Annotated in this window: 16 protein-coding genes; 5 read left to right on the plus strand and 11 right to left on the minus strand. The window is 44.6% G+C overall.

From position 1 onward, the window contains the following. Positions 1-191 precede the first annotated feature (191 nt). On the minus strand, positions 192-1571 hold the full coding sequence (gene radA, locus L1D55_RS03920) for a DNA repair protein RadA (RefSeq protein WP_063524497.1): 1380 nt from the start codon (positions 1569-1571) through the stop codon (positions 192-194). A 161-nt stretch (positions 1572-1732) separates the two neighbouring features. Here radA and L1D55_RS03925 point away from each other — a divergent pair, with 161 nt between their 5' ends. Continuing rightward, positions 1733-4081, plus strand: a complete 2349-nt coding sequence (locus L1D55_RS03925; RefSeq protein WP_239916575.1) for a PilZ domain-containing protein — start codon at positions 1733-1735, stop codon at positions 4079-4081. Between the two features lie 110 nt (positions 4082-4191). On the opposite strand, the gene serB is transcribed toward L1D55_RS03925, so the two are convergent. Then, positions 4192-5172, minus strand: a complete 981-nt coding sequence (serB, locus tag L1D55_RS03930; protein ID WP_239916576.1) for a phosphoserine phosphatase — start codon at positions 5170-5172, stop codon at positions 4192-4194. Positions 5173-5281: 109 nt separating this feature from the next. Between serB and L1D55_RS03935 the strand changes: the two genes are divergently transcribed. Continuing rightward, the gene (locus tag L1D55_RS03935; protein WP_080566560.1) at positions 5282-5893 is read left to right on the plus strand and encodes a YtjB family periplasmic protein; all 612 of its coding nucleotides are present in this window, start codon (positions 5282-5284) and stop codon (positions 5891-5893) included. 93 nt (positions 5894-5986) lie between these two features. Here L1D55_RS03935 and deoD read toward each other — a convergent pair whose 3' ends face one another. The 7 genes from deoD to L1D55_RS03970 form a co-directional block, all read right to left on the minus strand. Then, positions 5987-6709: a purine-nucleoside phosphorylase gene (gene deoD / locus L1D55_RS03940; RefSeq protein WP_239916577.1), complete on the minus strand. Its 723-nt coding sequence runs from the start codon at positions 6707-6709 to the stop codon at positions 5987-5989. A gap of 66 nt (positions 6710-6775) precedes the next feature. Then, positions 6776-7996, minus strand: coding sequence for a phosphopentomutase (locus L1D55_RS03945; RefSeq protein WP_239916578.1), 1221 nt, complete (start codon positions 7994-7996; stop codon positions 6776-6778). Between the two features lie 77 nt (positions 7997-8073). Beyond that, the gene (gene deoA, locus L1D55_RS03950) at positions 8074-9402 is read right to left on the minus strand and encodes a thymidine phosphorylase (protein ID WP_128159528.1); all 1329 of its coding nucleotides are present in this window, start codon (positions 9400-9402) and stop codon (positions 8074-8076) included. Positions 9403-9496: 94 nt separating this feature from the next. Next, entirely contained in the window at positions 9497-10273 is a 777-nt protein-coding gene (deoC, locus tag L1D55_RS03955; protein WP_008218778.1) for a deoxyribose-phosphate aldolase, read from the minus strand. A gap of 509 nt (positions 10274-10782) precedes the next feature. Further along, positions 10783-12045: a NupC/NupG family nucleoside CNT transporter gene (locus L1D55_RS03960; RefSeq protein ID WP_128159526.1), complete on the minus strand. Its 1263-nt coding sequence runs from the start codon at positions 12043-12045 to the stop codon at positions 10783-10785. Between the two features lie 204 nt (positions 12046-12249). After that, positions 12250-13062 carry a TatD family hydrolase gene (locus L1D55_RS03965; protein ID WP_239916579.1) on the minus strand — a complete coding sequence of 271 codons (813 nt, stop codon included), beginning with the start codon at positions 13060-13062 and terminating at the stop codon, positions 12250-12252. Beyond that, on the minus strand, positions 13043-13198 hold the full coding sequence (locus tag L1D55_RS03970; protein ID WP_239916580.1) for a DUF5363 family protein: 156 nt from the start codon (positions 13196-13198) through the stop codon (positions 13043-13045). Before L1D55_RS03970 ends, L1D55_RS03965 begins: the two co-directional genes overlap by 20 nt. A gap of 245 nt (positions 13199-13443) precedes the next feature. Between L1D55_RS03970 and L1D55_RS03975 the strand changes: the two genes are divergently transcribed. Next, positions 13444-15417, plus strand: coding sequence for a hypothetical protein (locus L1D55_RS03975; RefSeq protein WP_239916581.1), 1974 nt, complete (start codon positions 13444-13446; stop codon positions 15415-15417). A gap of 99 nt (positions 15418-15516) precedes the next feature. Then, complete coding sequence (locus tag L1D55_RS03980) at positions 15517-16230, plus strand: hypothetical protein (protein ID WP_239916582.1); 714 nt, start codon at positions 15517-15519, stop codon at positions 16228-16230. On the opposite strand, the gene L1D55_RS27680 is transcribed toward L1D55_RS03980, so the two are convergent. Both L1D55_RS27680 and prfC read right to left on the minus strand, forming a co-directional pair. Continuing rightward, positions 16227-17057 (minus strand): LysR family transcriptional regulator, encoded by an 831-nt coding sequence (locus L1D55_RS27680; protein WP_239916583.1) that lies wholly within the window; start codon positions 17055-17057, stop codon positions 16227-16229. The two genes, L1D55_RS03980 and L1D55_RS27680, sit on opposite strands and share 4 nt — an antisense overlap. 106 nt (positions 17058-17163) lie before the next feature. Next, positions 17164-18744 carry a peptide chain release factor 3 gene (gene prfC / locus L1D55_RS03990; protein ID WP_004740621.1) on the minus strand — a complete coding sequence of 527 codons (1581 nt, stop codon included), beginning with the start codon at positions 18742-18744 and terminating at the stop codon, positions 17164-17166. A gap of 220 nt (positions 18745-18964) precedes the next feature. On the opposite strand from prfC, the gene L1D55_RS03995 reads away from it, so the two are divergent. Further along, a partial coding sequence (locus L1D55_RS03995) for an IS3 family transposase (RefSeq protein WP_239916584.1) occupies positions 18965-19656 on the plus strand: 692 nt, incomplete at its 3' end.

Raw genomic sequence — 19656 nt, forward strand, 5'->3', positions numbered from 1 at the left:
TCACAATCTGTGAAGACTGATAGCTTTGCATGCATTTGGGACTAAAAAACTTTGCCTTTTCCTAACATTTAGAAAAAGGCACGCTGTAGAAACAATCTAAATGATTGTTAATTATAGTGCTAACCTCAAGCCCAATCGGCGTTCAAGTTAGACTGAATTGCTGCTGTATAGATTAGCTGAAGTGAGTTCAATTACAACTCATCAAAAGCATTAATTGCCTCTGATAGTTTTTTCACTCCGTGGATTTGCATTCCTGGGATACCACCTTTCGGCATATTAGCTGCAGGAACAATCGCTTTCTTAAAGCCGTGTTTAAATGCTTCATTCAAACGTTCTTGCCCGCTTGGTACAGGACGAATCTCTCCCGCTAGGCCTACTTCACCAAAAACTACGACATCTTTAGGTAATGCGCGGTCTCTGAAACTAGAAAGTAATGCCATAACTAATGCAAGGTCAGCACTAGTTTCGGTTACTTTAACACCACCGACGACATTCACAAACACATCTTGGTCAGCCATTTGTAAGCCGCCGTGTTTATGCAGCACCGCGAGTAATAAAGAAAGACGGTTTTGCTCTAAGCCTACGGCGACACGGCGAGGGTTCGCCAACTGGGAGTAATCCACCAGCGCTTGAATCTCAACAAGCAGTGGGCGGGTACCTTCCCATACCACCATTACTGAACTGCCTGACGTTTCTTCTTCGCCACGAGACAAGAATATAGCCGATGGGTTGCTGACTTCTTTTAGCCCTTGGCCAGTCATCGCAAACACACCCAGCTCATTCACTGCACCAAAACGGTTTTTATGGCTGCGTAATGTTCTAAAACGGCTGTCTGTTCCGCCGTCTAACAAAACTGAACAGTCAATAATGTGCTCAAGTACTTTAGGACCCGCCAGCGTACCATCTTTAGTTACGTGTCCAACTAGGAAGATTGCTACATTATTCTGCTTAGCAAAACGAGTCAGTGCCGTCGCTGATTCACGAACCTGAGCCACGCTACCTGGCGAAGATTGAACATCAGCAACATGCATAACTTGGATGGAGTCAATGACCATGATCTTAGGCTGTTCTTTTTCTGCTACCTGACAGATCTTGTCTACATTGGTTTCAGAGAGCATCTTTAAGTGCTCTTTTGGCAAACCAAGACGTGAAGCACGCATCGCGACCTGCTGTAACGATTCCTCACCGGTTACATATAAAGTAGGAAGTTGAGAAGAAAGTAGACACATGGTTTGTAGCAGTAGTGTCGATTTACCCGCACCTGGGTTACCACCAATCAGAATCGCAGCACCCGGTACTACACCGCCACCAAGTACGCGGTCGAGCTCTTTAAAGCCACTACTAAAACGAGGTACTTCCTGTAGATCAATTTCCGACAGGGTTTGAACGCTAGACTCGGTCGCGCTACCTGCATAGCCGGTTAATCTTTCATTGCGTGCTACCTGAGGAGAAGCGGCTAACCTAACTTCGGTAATTGTGTTCCAAGCACCACACGCATTGCACTGTCCTTGCCAACGTGGAAAGTCAGCACCACAGTCATTACACACATAAGCTCGCTTTGCCTTAGCCATAAAACCTCAATAATTTACCCAGTTACACAATGATGTTGTCAATTTGTGACTTATTTGACCGTACGGGTGCAAATAAACGTTGCAGTCATACCACTTATATTTAAAGATCGATTTAAACTAGTCGATAACATAAATGTACCGTCCATTCTAACAAGAAAAGTATGCAGCAATCTGAAATTCTATCTGTAGCAGAGCGTCTTATCCCGGCTTATCACGCCGAAGATTTCGAATTCCTTCTTTCTCAAATGACAGAAGGTGAATCGCCGTCTCTGAAACTACTCGTTAAAATGGAACTGAATCGTATCATGGCTCCGTGTACAAAGAGCATTGATTTACGCGGACGTATCGATAATGAGTGTCGTCAATTCACACTCGATGGCCGAAAACACTGGCTCGACGACATCGCTTTAAATGCCTATCAACGTGGTACAAAAAAATTCAAAGGCTACACCGAAGGTGCTTGGGAGCTAGTTATGGCGCCACGAATTCAGCCTCTGCGTAGTGTGGTTAAGAGTGCGTCTCAAAGTAATCAAGGCATCACCAGTGCCAACAGCCCCTATGAAGCCGAAGCTATAAACCTTGGTTATGACTTAAAGCGCCAAGAGAACCGACTCAAGATAAGCTCACAGGTTGAAATCACCACCTCTAAAGGGCAAAGCCTGCACGGTGTTACGATTGATATCTCACCTTCAGGTGCAAAATTCAAAGTACCGAGCGCCTTTCGTTATAACCTAGGCGAGATCATTAGCGTGAAGTTCACTGAATTGGTGGAAAAATCACTCGAAGCCGATGTAAACCAAGCAGTTGAATTTCGCGTTCTAGGTATTGATGATTCTTATGAAAACGACGCGGTTAAATTCCTAAGAACCATCAAGGTAAGCGACAACAATATTGTGGCTCGTTTGCTCGATGAGTCTTTAAATAGCACCAGTAAGAAAACCAGTCATGAGAACCAAGATAGAATCATTCGAACTCGCACACGAGGTATCGAGCACACCTATCTAAAGCATACTTGTAACCTTCCCCTATTTTTCAGTGGTAGTGAACTCAAGCTCGCCTTGCTTACGGATAACAACCATCCGCTATGGCAATACTGGCATGACGAGCGAAACCAACAAGCTCTCGGAACTCTGTTCAACGAGCAGCGCATGAACTTACTGGCTAAACCCGGTGTGAAAGGCACCAGTAATGTTATCTACTCGTTTACTCACGAACATCAAAATAAGACGCTGTTCTATTCGATGATGTTACCTGAAGCGACTCGTGAACAAAGACAACTGTTCTGGCACATTGGTGGTAAGCGTAAAAGCTGGAAGGCATTCAAGTTCTCTGTTTTTGAGTTATCAGAAACAGAGCGACAAGCTTTAGCTAAGCATTCAGACACGCTAGCGCAAAGCTCAGCACAACTGACGCATTGCGGTATCTTGCAAGAGATTGGCGCTCACGAAAGTGCCGCGGATTACCTATTGAGTGAAAAGCCTCGAATTCCAAGCAGTGAATTGAACTGCTTCCGTCACTCTCGTGCTGTGGTTGGTAACATACAAAGCATCTACTTCGACTCACAAACTCGACGTAAAGAGCCTAGATATCAATTTAAGTCTCCGTTGCAGATCACCTCACAAGACGGCGCAGCGGCAAACGGTCACACCTTAGATATCTCGAAACGTGGGTTGAGCATTACTCTTGAGCATCCGATGATACTTAAGATCAATGACCCAGTGATCGTAAACTTTAATGAGCTACAGCTTTACGATAAGAACCTGCCATTAAGCACAGTGCCTTACCACGTGATTCGTGTGAGCCCGAATGGCCGTAATGTCCAATTGGTGATTGCTGAGAACGCTAAGACAATGCGTACCATCGCGTTCCTAAATGGGCTTATCGATCAAAACCAAAGCAAGCTAATTAAGAAGAGAGAGATACTACCAACGAACTCCTTGCTTGAGTCGCTGCACAATATTTTGTTGAGCAAGATGGTGAGTACTCCTATCTTCATTGATAAACCAAGCTCAACACTGCGCTGTAAGATCATTGGTGTGAATTTCCCGCTGAATAAGCACCTGACTCTACTGGCGAAACTGGGTCACAATCAAAAGTTCTCATTGGAGCCTATCTTTAAAGGCCACACCAACTCGCTACTGGCTGAACCACTAAAGAGAATTGAAGGTGCAGAGCCTAAACACCACGACGTTTATATCGCTGCGGTGAAATTTGGTGACAAAATTCAATCGGTACACACTAAGCTGGTGAAGGACTTTGCCTCGGCAAAAGAAAGAATCTTATTCATTAAGAAAGCGCAGCACTTAGGTGATGTGTATGTACTTCGTGTTACGACCGCGCCAATCTTTAATCCATTGACCACCTTGTTCCAATCGGATTTAGAAGAGCTTGCCCGTATAAGCATGCACCAAGCGAAGAAGCTAGAAAACGAGATCACCGCGTTTATCGGTTATGGTGAGATAGAAGACATTACCGACGAAGTATTGATCCGATTGGAGCTGACTCGCTAGTCACAATGCCCCGTAATATCCAAGCACCATAAAATAGAAAAGCAGGCCCTGTGCCTGCTTTTTTGTCTTTGTAATATCACACGATTAAATAATCATGCTGTTGCGAACCGTTACGGTTTCGCCTGCCAGCTGATTTTTTGTTGCTTAGCCAACGCGCCAGACAGAATACACAATACCCCGCCCAAGCCAGTATAACGTACAGCGGTTTGAGCTTGTTGCTCGACTTTTGGTTTAGCATGGAAGGCAATACCTAAACCAGCAGCGCCCATCATCACCAAGTCATTCGCGCCATCACCGACAGCCACAGTGTTATGCAGCTCCAGCTCATACTCTTCAGCCAGTTCGACTAAGATATCAGCTTTGGTTTGCGCAGAAACGACATCACCCAACACTTCGCCAGTCAATTTACCCTTAACAATTTCTAAAGTATTCGACTGAGCATGATCTAGGTCTAGCGTGTCTTTTAAGTAATCAGAGAAGTAAGTAAAGCCACCCGATGCGATAGCGGTTTTCCAACCCAGTTTGTTAAGCGTATTCACAAGCCCCACTAAGTCAGGCATGAAAGGCAGTGACTGGCGCACTTGCTCTAGAATCGACTCATCAGCACCTTTCAGTGCTCCAACTCGTTGGCGCAGGCTTTGTTCGAAATCTAACTCACCTTGCATAGCACGCTCTGTAATTTCAGAGACTAATTCACCTACTCCAGCGAGCTTGGCTATTTCATCGATACACTCGATTTGAATCGCTGTGGAATCCATATCCATCACGATCAAGCCTGGCTTAGATAAATCTGGAACTTCACTAAGGCAAGCATAATCAAGCTTCAACGCTTGTAGGATTTCTTCATGCGCTGGCGTTAGGTTGCCAGACATCAATGCCACTTCGTAATGCCCAACTTTCCACGTATCTAAAATGGTGTTGTAAGTGCCAGTGAAAAAGTCGATGTCGTCGAAAGATTGCGGAGATAGGTACTCGCCGAATACAATCCAGTTGGCTTTAGCTTTAGCGAGTTGAGAAGCGAAACGAGTCTCGGGGAGTCGAGTTAATAATGTGGTATGCCTTTTCATCGGCAGGTATTTCTGAGCGTCCATGTGTATGATTCCTAATTAACTATGCTAAACGTTAACCTATTGCAATTTGAAAACGCAAGTCTCAATATGTCTTAATCATAACATTTGTTTATTTCTGGCCCTGTGAAACATGAATGAATCATTGTTCTCAATACGTAACGCTTTGCGAATGTTAGCCCTCATTTTGTTGGCTACTATGTTCGTCGTTACGATTAAAAATACGGTCGTGATCAGTAAGGGTAACGAGAAGATCCAAGCGAAACAGCTCGAGACACTTACCAAGCTGCTTATCTCTCAAGCTTCCCTTTCAGCCAGCAAAATGATCGCACAACAAGACCAAGAACGACTGCTTGATCTGACCAATCAGCTATCTCAAGATCGACTAGTATTCGATACCACCATCTATGATGCTGAAGGCATACGCCTAGCTTCGAGCGAAAAGGCACTTTCAGTTCGTGAGGTGCTTGGCCTAGATACGCCACTTTCCACCGCGAGTATCGGCAGACAGCAGCTAGTAGAGCCAATTTACTCGAAAGAAAACACCATCATTGGTTTTATCCGCGTTACCTTTGAGACAGGTAAAATGACAGCAATATCGGATCACCACTACCGCAAAAGTGATCGCTACATGATCGGTATGGTATTAATGGGCTTCGTCAGTGGTGTGCTGTTTATTATGTTGATTCGTAGAAGGCCGACCAAATCAGGCGAGAACTTACTTCTGAAAAACGTAAACTCATAAATAGCGCATTTACGTTATCCAATAAAAAGCCCCGAAGCTCAGGCAGCACCGGGGCTTTTATTTATCTGTCGATCTATCTAATTAGATAAAGCCTTACGCCTCTTGGTCACCAAGAAGCACAGAATCTAATGCAATTACCATCATGTCATTGAAGGTCGTTTGACGCTCATCTGATGTAGTTTGCTCACCGGTTTTGATATGGTCAGAGACAGTACAAATCGTTAGTGCTTTCGCACCGTATTCAGCACAAACGCCGTAAATACCAGCCGCTTCCATCTCTACACCAACAATGCCGTATTTATCCATCACCTCAAACATTTCAGGGTCTGGCGTGTAGAAAAGTTCAGCTGAGAACAAGTTACCGACTTTCACGTCAACACCGCGTGCTTTAGCTGCATCTTCTGCCGCGCGCACCATCTTGTAGTCTGCAATTGCAGCAAAATCATGGCCCTTGAAGCGAATACGGTTCACTTTAGAGTCAGTACATGCACCCATGCCGATCACGACATCACGAACTTTGATATCTTCGCTCACTGCACCACAACTGCCGACACGAATGATTTTTTTCACACCAAAGTCTTTAATAAGCTCAGTCGCGTAAATAGAACAAGATGGAATGCCCATGCCGTGTCCCATTACCGACACCTTACGACCTTTGTAAGTACCGGTGTAACCAAACATGTTACGAACGTCGCACACTTGAACCACTTCTTCTAAGAAGGTTTCAGCGATGTATTTAGCACGCAGCGGGTCACCAGGCATTAGAACTACGTCAGCGAAATCACCCATTTCAGCATTAATATGTGGAGTAGCCATTGAAAATATCCTTAATCTCAAAACAAAAAAAGAAGAGAGAGGTTTCCCCTCTCTCTTAGTTAACTATTATAGGAAGCTTGTGCCGTGTCCCATTGGCGATGTACCAAAGTATGACGCTAAGCTTTGACCGATATCAGCGAACGTATCGCGACGGCCTAGAGAACCGGCTGGAACCTTCTGACCGTAAACAATCACAGGGATGTGCTCACGAGTATGGTCTGTACCTGGCCATGTTGGATCACAACCGTGGTCTGCAGTTAGGATAAGTACATCATCTTCTTTCATCATATCGATGATTTCATTGATGCGACCATCGAAGTACTCAAGTGCCGCTGCGTAACCCGCAACATCACGGCGGTGGCCGTAAGCTGAGTCGAAGTCAACGAAGTTAGTGAACACAATCGTGTTGTCGCCCGCTTCATTGATCGCTTCTTTTGTTGCTTCAAATAGCGCTGGGATACCTGTTGCTTTGGTTTTCTGAGTGATACCACAGCCTGCGTAGATATCAGAGATCTTACCGATTGAGTGAACGTTACCGCCCTTCTCATCAGCAAGTTTCTGCAGGATAGTTGCCGCTGGTGGCTCAACAGAAAGATCACGACGGTTACCAGTACGTTCGAATTGACCTTTACCTGGGCCAATGAACGGACGCGCGATGACACGACCGATGTTGTACTCTTCAAGCTCTTCACGAGCAATCTGACAAAGATCTAGCAAGTTCTGTAGGCCAAATGTCTCTTCGTGACACGCAATCTGGAATACAGAGTCCGCAGAAGTGTAGAAGATTGGTAGGCCAGTCTTCATGTGCTCTTCACCTAGATTATCTAGGATCTCAGTACCAGATGAGTGGCAGTTACCTAGGAAACCAGACAAACCTGCACGCTCAAGAATGCGATCAGTTAGCTCTTTAGGGAAACTGTTCTCTTTGTCGGTGAAGTAGCCCCAGTCAAACAGTACCGGTACACCCGCAATTTCCCAGTGACCTGATGGCGTGTCTTTACCTGAAGACAGCTCAGCAGCGTGACCGTAAGCACCAATGATTTCTGCGTCTGCATCCATACCAGGAGCAAAACGACCTGTAGACTCTTTATGAGCCATCGCTAAACCTAGTTTAGACAGGTTTGGTAGCGTCAGAGGACCTTGACGATCGGCATTGTCAGCAAGACCTTTATCACAATGGTCTGCGATGTGACCCATAGTGTCTGAACCTACATCACCGAATTTGTCTGCATCCGCTGTCTCACCGATACCGAATGAATCTAAAACTAAAATAAATGCTCTTTTCATTTTCTTCACCAACTTATTGCTCTTTGCACCAGCGCTTTTGATTATCGGTATACGCGAGGTATACCGATAGCGGTTATTTACACGTCTTCAGAACGAATCTGACGGTAAACGTCTGGTGTTGCTGTATATTCTCCGCCCACAGTGATTGCATTTTGTAATGCCGTTGCAGCTTCTTGCCACTGTTGTTCGTTGCGAGCATGAATCATTGCTAATGGTTTCTCATCGCTTGCCACTTCGCCAAGACGAATGAAGCTATCGAAACCGACTGCGTAATCAATGCTGTCCGTTGCTACGCGACGACCACCGCCCATACCAACTACAGCCATACCAATTGCACGAGTATCCATTGCTGATACCACACCGCTTTCTAGCGCGTACACTGGTTTAATAATTTCTGCTTTTTCTAGGTAGTTATCGTAGTTTTCTACGAAGTCTGCTGGACCACCAAGACCCGCTACCATTTTACCGAAGCACTCTGCTGCTTTACCGTTATCTAGTACTGCCATCAGTTTTTCGCGCGCTTCTTCTGAATCTTTTGCAAGGTTGCCAAGTACTAGCATTTCAGCACACGATGCCATCGTAATTTCTAGCAAACGTGGATTGCGGTATTCACCCGTTAGGAATTGAACCGCTTCGCGAACTTCTACTGCATTGCCCGCAGAAGAAGCAAGAACTTGGTTCATGTCCGTTAGGATTGCAGTAGTTTTAGTGCCAGCACCGTTTGCTACTGCAACGATAGATTTCGCTAGCTCTTCAGACGCTTCGTAAGTCGGCATAAATGCACCTGAACCTACTTTTACGTCCATCACTAGAGAATCTAGGCCAGCAGCCAGTTTCTTAGATAGGATTGAAGCCGTGATTAGCGAGATATTGTCTACAGTTGCTGTGATATCACGAGTCGCGTAAACACGCTTATCAGCAGGCGCTAAGTCACCTGTTTGACCGATGATAGCAACACCCGCATCTTTAGTTACTTCACCGAACACATCGTTGGTTGGTGTAATGTTGTAACCAGGAATAGATTCAAGCTTGTCTAGCGTACCGCCAGTGTGGCCAAGACCACGACCAGAGATCATTGGAACGAAACCGCCACATGCTGCCACCATAGGGCCAAGCATCAGAGAAGTTACGTCACCAACACCACCAGTAGAGTGTTTATCAACGATTGGGCCATCAAAGTTCATGTGGCTCCAGTCGATCACCATGCCTGAATCACGCATTGCACACGTTAGTGCGATACGTTCTGGCATTGTCATTTCGTTGAAGAAGATAGCCATTGCGAATGCTGCAATTTGGCCTTCAGAAACCGTGTTCTTAGCTACGCCTTGAATGAAGAAGTTAATTTCTTCAGCTGTTAGGACTTCACCATCACGTTTTCTGCGAATAATTTCTTGAGGTAGATACATTAGTGCCTCCCAAACTCTAGTGAGTATGGTTTGTAGGGAAAAGAGGTAATATGGAGTGACTTAACGTCACTCCATCAAACAGACTTTTAAAGGATTAGTATGCTGCTGGATCAGCAGTTTCGTCTGTCACTTCTAATGTATTAAGAAGGTTAGTTAGTAGGCTTGAAGCACCAAAGCGGTAGTGCATGTTGTCTGCCCACTCAGCGCCTAGTAGCTCATCAGCCATTGCTAGGTATTGTGCTGCATCTTCAGCGGTACGTACGCCACCTGCTGGTTTGAAACCTACAGTTTTAGCTACGCCCATGTCACGGATAACTTCTAGCATCATGCGCGCGTACTCTGGAGTTGCGTTTACTGGCACTTTACCTGTTGAAGTTTTGATGAAGTCAGCGCCTGCTTTGATACAAATCTCAGATGCTTTCTTGATCAGTGCTTCTTCTTTAAGCTCACCAGTTTCGATGATTACTTTCAGTGTGATGTCGCCACATGCTTCTTTACACTGTTTAACTAGCTCGAAACCTACTTCTTCGTTGCCAGCGATTAGAGCGCGGTATGGGAATACTACGTCTACTTCGTCTGCACCGTATGCTACTGCTGCTTTTGTTTCAGCAACTGCGATTTCGATGTCATCATTACCATGAGGGAAGTTAGTTACAGTCGCAATACGTACTTCTGGAGTACCTTGCTCACGCAACGCTTTCTTAGCTGCTGGGATAAAGCGAGGGTAAATACAGATTGCAGCTGTGTTGCCCACTGCAGTCTTCGCGTCGTGACAAAGCGCTACAACTTTTTCAGTTGTGTCGTCGTCATTTAGCGTAGTTAGGTCCATAAGTTTAAGTGCACGTAGAGCTGCTGCTTTTAAATCGCTCATTTCTATCTCCGATCAATATATTCAAATAGTTAACTACTTCGCCCTCCATCCAGTATAGATGGATATTTTAGTAATGCTCAGTAGTCACAAATGAACGGACTTGGTTCCCTGAAGACTTGATAACTTTCGCTATCAATTGCAATCCTTGTCACCGCACAGTACCAGTTTGGTCTATGGCACAACAAATCAGTCATGTTGTGTCTAACATCTATAGCGTATCGCTAAGTTTGGCTTAATCCCAGAAGAATAACTGCGGACGAATCCAAGCGGTTACTTTCTTGCCAACAAGAGACATCCTATCCCTTGAGCCTATACATTATAGGTATCCATTAATAAATTGTAGTGCTCCTTAGAACGCAAACGGTTTGTATCTCAAAAAAACATTCTAGGCCCACCATCGAATCAAACTCATATTCAGGTTCGACAGGCCTAAAAACAAAAAAGCCCCGCAGCAATCTCTTGCTACGGGGCGATATTAAAGTGGCGTCTATATAATCTAATCTACTTAATTAGAAAGATAGGAAGAAGCCAGCAATTGTTGCTGCCATCAGGTTAGATAGAGTACCAGCAATAACCGCTTTAACACCCATACGTGCGATGTCTTGGCGACGGCTTGGTGCAATACCACCTAGGCCACCTAGTAGAATCGCAATAGAAGAAAGGTTTGCGAAACCACATAGTGCGAATGCGATGATAGCTTGAGTCTTCTCAGACATCACTTGACCAGTCGCTGCAACAACTTGAGCGTTTTCACCAACGTATGGTACGAAGTTTAGGTATGCAACGAATTCGTTAACAACTGTCTTCTGACCAATGAAAGAACCAGCAATAGTTGCTTCTTCCCATGGAACACCAATGATGAATGCTAGAGGTGCGAAGATCCAACCTAGAAGAAGTTCTAGAGTTAGGTTTTCCATACCGAACCAACCACCGATGCCACCTAGGATACCGTTGATTAGAGCAATTAGACCGATGAATGCTAGTAGCATTGCACCAACGTTTAGAGCTAGTTGTAGACCAACTGATGCGCCGCCTGCTGCTGCGTCGATAACGTTAGCTGGCTTGTCGTCGCCGCCGTCGATATCGTCAGCGATGTTGTCGTCTGGCGTATCTGTTTCAGGCTTGATGATTTTAGCGAATAGTAGACCACCAGGTGCTGCCATGAATGACGCTGCAACTAGGTACTCTAGAGGAACACCCATAGATGCGTAACCCGCTAGTACACCACCAGCTACAGATGCTAGACCACCACACATTACTGCGAATAGTTCAGAGTTAGTCATCTTAGGAACAAATGGACGAACAACTAGAGGAGCTTCTGTTTGGCCAACGAAGATGTTTGCTGCTGCAGACATTGACTCGGCGCGAGAAGTACCTAGAGCTTTCTGAAGACCACCACCAAGAACTTTGATTACAAGCTGCATTACACCAATGTAGTAAAGTACAGAGATAAGTGCAGAGAAGAAGATCAATGTTGGTAGAACTTGGAAAGCAAAGATGAAACCGATACCGTCAACAGAGAAGTTAACTAGGCTGCCGAATAGGAAACCAGTACCGTCTTTACCGTAGTCGATTACGTTTGCTACACCAGCAGAGAAACCTGCAAGCAAATCACGACCCCAAGGGATGTAAAGTACGAATGCACCAAGTGCGAATTGGATAGCGAATGCGCCACCCACCGTTCTAAAGTTAATAGCTTTGCGGTTGTCAGATAGTAGTACTGCGATTGCAATCAGTACAACCATACCGACTAGGCTCATAAACAGGCTCATAGTTTATGACTTCCTTATTAGTTATTTATTGGCGTGTTACAAAATGGGGCTATAAAGCGGGGGCAATTATACTCATGCGACCACTAATAAAGTAATGCCGCCCTCACACTTTCGTAGAAGATTCATGTACCATTCACACGCAAATGTGACTCAAATCACAATAGAGATGCAATTTACGCAAACGATAAACAAAAACATTAGATTTTATTCACATATACCGAATGCGCGATGGCTATTTTGCCAAATTTGCGCTGCAATCGATTGCTTTGATTCTTTTCTAAGCAAAAAAAGTTCATTTAATATCGTAACTAAATATTTGGAATGATTAACATTTCCTTGATTTCCATAGGTTGGCATATCCGGAGCATCGGTCTCTAACACCAAGCTCTCAAGGGGCAATTTAGCGATGGTTGTGCGTGTTTTTTGCGCTCTTGAGTAAGTTATCGTTCCGCCGACGCCAATATAGAAACCGAGCTTAATCCAAGCCAAAGCTTGCTGTTCACTTCCTGAAAAACCGTGAATTACCCCACCTAAAGTAAACTTGTGTTGCTTTATTAGCTGAATAAGGCGGTTGTAAGACTTCCTTTCATGGATAATCAGAGGCAAATCAAACGCCTTGGCAAGTTCCATCTGTTGGATGAAAAAGCGCTCCTGCTTCTCCTGTTCCACATCCACAAAAAAGTCCAATCCACACTCTCCAATGGCCACACACTGACGTGTTTTTGAAGCGAGCAATTGATGGAGTTCATCAAATTGCACCGTATCCGCTTGCTCTAAAAAGTAAGGATGGAAACCTAATGCGTAGTAAACATTGGGGTGAGATTGCGCGACCTTTTCAAGCTTATGCCAGTTGTTTTGACCGATAGAAGGGATGAGTAACTTCTCAACTTGGGCCTGTTTTGCCTCTTTGATATACCCATCAATGTTCTGCTCATGGGAAAGACCTTGCTCAAACGCCTCAAAGTCCGCGTGGCAATGTGTATCAAATAGCGGAAAGTCACTTGTTTGCTGTGTCATCTTTCCTACTCTCAGCTTGCTGCCCTTGAGGATCTCGACGATAAGGTACACAGCTGCGCTTGTTTTCAGGTGTCAAACCAAGCTCTTCACACCACTTATCGTATTTCCTAACCCAAGCTTTTATCCAACCGAACATATTTACCTCATGTCTTTAATCAATGCTTACGAAAAACCAATACATAAAGCAAATCACTAAAATCACACATAAAAATCGTACCAATGCTCAACAATAAGCCCAAAAGCAATAAAAGTATAAATCTAATTTATACATCAACACTAGCTGGCTATATTGTTGAAAATCTCATCAGAACAAATAATAGCCGCACTTGCCAAGGAGGCACCAATAGCAAGACGCCTAATTAAACGACGAGACCCTACATTATGAAAGCATCACTCTTAGCCATTTCAATTTCTAGCGTGTTAGTTGCGCCAGCTTTTGCTACTGCTCCTCAAGTTGACGTAGAGCTAGCAAATCAGCAAACCCTTCAGCTTATTGATGGACAAATGAAAGCGGTAGATGCTTCTGTTCAGTATAAGTTAAACGAACAATACGCGAATGCAACTCCAGGCACGACAGCCACAATCGATGATGTTACTTACGAAAAACAATCTAACGGCACTTGGGCTACTGTTGGTGCGGTTTCGGCTGCGTTGGTTGCCGGTCTATTAAGTAGCTCTTCATCTTCTAACTCATCTGACAATGGCAATACAACTCCAGAACTTCCAGTTACTACATCAATGGACAGTGTTGGTACATGGAAAGTCGCAGATAACGATAGCGGCTACATAGTTACTATTGCAGGGCAAGACGCTTATGTAGATTCAAGCAATGTCATACTCAATAACGATGGTACTGCCACAATTATCCTTAACGACCGCAAGCTTACCTTGGGTGTTAATGGGAATGAACTTTACCGAGTAGATCAAGTTAGTCATCCGGACTTAGACATTCCAGACTGGGGCGATACGCCTGAATTTGGCAACGATATTATTGATCAAGGTTGGACTCGCGTCGACATTGGCGCTGGCGTTCAAGATTTCTACCGATTTGAAAAAGTGACGGAAGATGGCGTTAAAACCGTTGAGGTAAATGACCAACGTAAACACAACGGTGGTGTTCATGTCAGCGTTAATGGTGGTGATTGGAAGCACTTCGACGGCTCTAAGATTGCTGCAGCTAAAGACTTCATCGACGAGCACCTAAAGCCTGCTGATATGCCTCAACTATCGGACCCAGAATATGGTAACGGTATTGTTGGCCAAGGTTGGACTCGCGTCGACATTGGCGCTGGCGTTCAAGATTTCTACCGCTTTGAAAAAGTGACGGAAGATGGCGTTAAAACCGTTGAGGTAAATGACCAACGTAAACACAACGGTGGTGTTCATGTCAGCGTTRATGGTGGTGATTGGAAACACTTCGACGGCTCTAAGATTGCTGCAGCTAAAGACTTCATCGACGAGCACCTAAAGCCTGCTGATATGCCTCAACTATCGGACCCAGAATATGGTAACGGTATTGTTGGCCAAGGTTGGACTCGCGTCGACATTGGCGCTGGCGTTCAAGACTTCTACCGATTTGAAAAAGTGACGGAAGATGGCGTTAAAATCGTTGAGGTAAATGACCAACGTAAACACAACGGTGGTGTTCATGTCAGCGTTAATGGTGGTGATTGGAAACACTTCGACGGCTCTAAGATTGCTGCAGCTAAAGACTTCATCGACGAGCACCTAAAGCCTGCTGATATGCCTCAACTATCGGACACAGAATATGGTAACGGTATTGTTGGCCAAGGTTGGACTCGCGTCGACATTGGCGCTGGCGTTCAAGACTTCTACCGATTTGAAAAAGTGACGGAAGATGGCGTTAAAACCGTTGAGGTAAATGACCAACGTAAACACAACGGTGGTGTTCATGTCAGCGTTAATGGTGGTGATTGGAAGCACTTCGACGGCTCTAAAATTGCTGCAGCTAAAGACTTCATCGACGAGCACCTAAAGCCTGCTGATATGCCACAAATCGATCCCCCTGCGAAGCCAACTATTTCTGCAGGGTTAGAAGGTGACAACATTGTTATCACGGTAAATGGCAAATCTCAAACGACTGACTATACAGCAGAAGCTGATGATCGAGGCATCGTTCATATCAAAGATCGTCATGGAAACATTGTAGGTGAAGGCTACATAGACGAAGTAAATGGAACAGTCACTTTTGGCAACGGTATTGTTGTAAATGACCGAGGTGATGTGACACTTCCTCCTACGGTTAAAAATAACGTAAAAGACAAAGCCCAATCAATCGACCCAGCTAAGTTACAGAAAGCGAAGTCAGCTATTCAACAACGTTTGCGCGGCTAATAGTTAGCCCAAGTAAAACCATGTCACCCGGTAATCGCAAGCTCGATTATCGGGTGTCACTTATCTTGTTAGCTAAGGAAAGCGATTCGGAATTAAAATATGAAACGCATTCTATTAATACTAGCTTCCATCTTTCCTTTTCATTTATCTGCCAATGAAACCCTTGTTGAATCCATTGAGCGTTTTACGGATATTTTTTCCGTCAGCTTATCTCAAAATCCAGATAGCGAAAAAACCGTTGCTACTCTTGATATAAACTATCAAATCAATGACAAGTTGCGTGTTTTTGGAGAAGTTGATACTCAAGAATACTGGCAAGCAGGATTGGGATATTCATTCTGGCAGGGGGATACGTACTACACAGAAAACACAATAAAAGTAAGCGAACATGAGATCACAACAGGCATTTTTGTTGCCAAGTTAATTCATGAAAATTGGACACTGCTTGGCGATATTAACTACAACTATATGGATAAAGATTTCGAAGCTTGTCTTCCACACTTATGCGTGGAATATAAAGCCTCTGACACATTCGATTATAGTGCTGGCGTTCTTTGGAGCCCGATTCAATATGCTGATTTTCTTTACAAATTCAATCAAGAAATCGGATTCAAAAAAGATACCCAAGATTTTTACATCAAAGATGATACTGCAGCGCCCCCTGGATATATCAGAAATGAAACTAGGACCAACTTCCATTATCACGAGCTCGCTGTATTCTTTAATTTGAAGTACGTAAAACCGTCTGTCACCTATACGATATACCCTGAAAGTAAAAACTATGTTGAATTCGGCTTAGCCTTCGACTTCTAGTTGTTCAATAGTTCTTTTATCTTCTCTCGCAACTCTTGGTGCTGCCCATTAGTTTGATACTTTTTGTGATAGAAAAACTCGAATTCCACTGGGCGCATCGCAAATGGAGGTTCATGGATTTGTAAACCGACCGTTTTTGCTAGATGGATCATGCTAACCGGAACCGCAGCAATATAGTCCGTTCCCTTTACAGCTAAGATCAAGTTCGTTAGGTTTCGAACTTCAATTGCCACATCACGTGTGAAGCTCTTTTCAGAGAGAAAATCGACGATTTGAGTATCTTGTCGGAGTAATTTCAAGGTTACATGCCTAGCCGCAAGAAAATCATCCATAGAAATTTGCTCACGAAACTGACCAACCTCAGGGTCACTCATTAGAAGTAGCCTGTCTGTCGTTGCAAATTCAGACTCTAAACTCGCCTGTTTGGGCAAGCCAGTATCGACCACTAAATCGACTCGGTTTAGTCGGATATCCTCAACAATATTATCAACAGAAATAGGCGACTCGACTAACTGAACGCCGTTGAGCATAGGCATTTTGTGCAGAAGATTTGCCGGCATGTAAACCGTGAAATCTCGCTTTCTGGAGACCGCCCCCTCCATAAGCTCTAACGCGCTAGAGAGTTGCCCCGCTAACTTATGAGCCATCGAAGTGGGTTCAATTGAACGCCCTACTCTAACAAATAGTGAATACCCAACTACAGCTTCAAACCTTTTGATTGCGGCGCTAACCGCAGGCTGCGTTAGCTCTAATGATTCTGCAGCTTTAGTTATCGATCTTTGCTGATATACAGAGAGAAATGGCTTTACTAAGTTAAGGTCAAACACGCTTTACTCCATCAAAACGGTGTACTCTTAGTGTAACAAAAAAGCCGAATGCTATAAGCAATTCGGCTTTAATATTATTCAACAGTGTTATTTAGAACTGCTGCTATTAGTGCTCGCGCGTCGCTCGGAACTTAACGTCTGGGAAACGTTCTGACGCTAGGTTCAAGTTCACCATTGTAGGTGCGATGTAAGACAGGTTATCACCACCATCTAGCGCAAGGTTAGATTGGTTCTTACGTTTGAACTCTTCCAGTTTCTTAGCGTCATCACACTCAACCCAACGAGCTGTTGCAACGTTAACACCTTCGTAGATAGCTTCTACGTTGTATTCTGCTTTCAAGCGCGCTACAACCACGTCGAACTGAAGTACACCAACCGCACCAACGATCAGGTCGTTGTTCTGCATAGGGCGGAATACTTGTACTGCGCCCTCTTCTGAAAGCTGAACCAAACCTTTTAGAAGTTGCTTCTGCTTCAGAGGATCGCGCAGGCGAATGCGACGGAATAGCTCAGGCGCAAAGTTTGGAATACCAGAGAACTTCAGGTTCTCACCTTGAGTAAAGGTATCACCAATCTGAATTGTGCCGTGGTTATGCAGACCGATAATGTCACCTGCATACGCTTTTTCAGCACGTGCACGGTCACCCGCCATGAAAGTTACCGCATCAGAAATGCTAACGTTCTTACCTGTACGCACGTGGTTCATCTTCATACCTTGGCTGTAAGTACCAGATACGATACGCATGAAAGCGATACGGTCACGGTGTTTAGGGTCCATGTTTGCTTGGATCTTAAATACGAAACCAGAGAACTTCTCTTCTGTCGCAACAACATCACGCTCATTAGCTTGACGAGTTTGCGGTGCCGGAGCCCACTTCGTTAGGCCATCAAGCATATGGTCAACACCAAAGTTACCAAGTGCAGTACCGAAGTAAACAGGCGTTAGCTCACCAGCAAGGAACAGGTCGTGATCAAACTCAGGACAAGCACCAATAACAAGCTCTAGCTCTTCACGTACGCTTTCCGCTAGATCAGCACCTACCGCTTCATCTAGATCTGGGTTATCTAAACCTTTGATGATACGAACTTCTTGGATCTCGTGGCCGTGGCCAGATTCGTACAAGATCGTTTCGTCACGGTGAATGTGGTAAACACCTTTAAACTCTTTACCACAACCAATTGGCCATGAAATTGGAGCACAAGCCATACCTAGCTCGCTTTCTACTTCATCAAGCACTTCCATTGGGTCACGAACGTCACGGTCAAGTTTGTTCATAAACGTTACGATTGGTGTATCACGTAGACGCGTTACTTCCATCAGTTTACGAGTACGATCTTCGACACCTTTTGCAGCATCGATAACCATCAAACAAGAGTCAACCGCCGTCAATGTACGGTACGTATCTTCCGAGAAATCTTCGTGTCCTGGAGTATCTAGTAGGTTTACTAGGCAATCATTGTATGGGAATTGCATTACCGACGTAGTTACCGAGATACCACGTTCTTTTTCCATCTCCATCCAGTCAGATTTAGCGTGCTGGTTAGAGCCACGGCCTTTTACGGTACCCGCTTTCTGAATCGCGTTTCCGAATAAAAGAACTTTTTCAGTAATCGTGGTTTTACCCGCATCCGGGTGAGAGATAATTGCAAACGTTCTACGTTTGCTCACTTCTTGTTGGAAAGACATAGTCGCCCTTTGCTGATCTAAAGCGTAAAAAGGGCAAGTAGATAATACTTGCCCTTGAATTCTGTGTGCGGATTATACAGAAAGCGTGTCACTTTCTAAAGGGTCAGTTTACACCCTATTTTTCGCCTACTTTCTGCTTAGCGAAAAGCGACAAGATCTGATCCGCCCCAGCAGTTTTGGACACTGAGTTAAGTGAGTACAATCACTAACGAGGTGAACAATGACAACTAAGAAAACTAGAATTAAACATTCCCCTGAATTTAAAGCAGAAGCCCTGAAGTTAGCAGATAAAGTGGGAGTAGCTGCGACAGCAAGACAGCTTTCTTTACATGAATCTCAAATCTACGGGTGGCGAAAGAACTCGAAGAAAGACACCAGTACTAGTCAGCGAGAGCAAGAACTAGCCNGAAGAGCTAGAAATTGTAAAAAAGGCCGCTACCTACTTCGCGAAAAATCTAAAGTAAATTTCTATGAATTTATGCTCGAACACCTGCTGAGCTTCAGTATTGTGCGTATGGCTAAGGTGTTCGGGGTATCCCGAAGTGGGTTTTATTACTGGGTTAAACATCGCCATAAGGCCATCCAACACGAGGCAATTCGCCAAAAACTTGATACAAAGGTCAAAGAAGCTTTCGACAACAGCAAAGGTCGAGATGGCTCAAGGCGTATCCAAAAAGAACTGTCTGAGAGCGGTGATAACTACAATGTTAAAACCATTGCTGCCAGTATGAAGCGTCAAGATTTAACGCCGAAAGCTGCACGCAAGTTTAAGTGCACTACGGACAGCAAGCATCAAATGCCTGTTGCTCCAAACCTGTTGGCTCAGAACTTTAGCGCATCGGCTCCGAATGAAAAATGGGCTGGAGACATCACCTATATAGCCACAAGCGAAGGCTGGCTGTACTTGGCGGT

The sequence above is a fragment of the Vibrio sp. Isolate22 genome, from assembly GCF_022398115.1.
Taxonomy (GTDB): domain Bacteria; phylum Pseudomonadota; class Gammaproteobacteria; order Enterobacterales; family Vibrionaceae; genus Vibrio.

Coding starts and splice junctions, on each gene's coding strand:
- L1D55_RS03965 (WP_239916579.1), bottom strand. CDS start 13,062: ATGACACAGCAAACAAGTGACTTTCCGCTATTTGATACACATTGCCAC.
- serB (WP_239916576.1), bottom strand. CDS start 5,172: ATGGACGCTCAGAAATACCTGCCGATGAAAAGGCATACCACATTATTA.
- L1D55_RS03925 (WP_239916575.1), top strand. CDS start 1,733: ATGCAGCAATCTGAAATTCTATCTGTAGCAGAGCGTCTTATCCCGGCT.
- deoA (WP_128159528.1), bottom strand. CDS start 9,402: ATGTATCTACCTCAAGAAATTATTCGCAGAAAACGTGATGGTGAAGTC.
- L1D55_RS03935 (WP_080566560.1), top strand. CDS start 5,282: ATGAATGAATCATTGTTCTCAATACGTAACGCTTTGCGAATGTTAGCC.
- deoD (WP_239916577.1), bottom strand. CDS start 6,709: ATGGCTACTCCACATATTAATGCTGAAATGGGTGATTTCGCTGACGTA.
- L1D55_RS03960 (WP_128159526.1), bottom strand. CDS start 12,045: ATGAGCCTGTTTATGAGCCTAGTCGGTATGGTTGTACTGATTGCAATC.
- L1D55_RS03970 (WP_239916580.1), bottom strand. CDS start 13,198: ATGTTCGGTTGGATAAAAGCTTGGGTTAGGAAATACGATAAGTGGTGT.
- L1D55_RS03945 (WP_239916578.1), bottom strand. CDS start 7,996: ATGAAAAGAGCATTTATTTTAGTTTTAGATTCATTCGGTATCGGTGAG.
- L1D55_RS03980 (WP_239916582.1), top strand. CDS start 15,517: ATGAAACGCATTCTATTAATACTAGCTTCCATCTTTCCTTTTCATTTA.
- deoC (WP_008218778.1), bottom strand. CDS start 10,273: ATGAGCGATTTAAAAGCAGCAGCTCTACGTGCACTTAAACTTATGGAC.
- prfC (WP_004740621.1), bottom strand. CDS start 18,744: ATGTCTTTCCAACAAGAAGTGAGCAAACGTAGAACGTTTGCAATTATC.
- radA (WP_063524497.1), bottom strand. CDS start 1,571: ATGGCTAAGGCAAAGCGAGCTTATGTGTGTAATGACTGTGGTGCTGAC.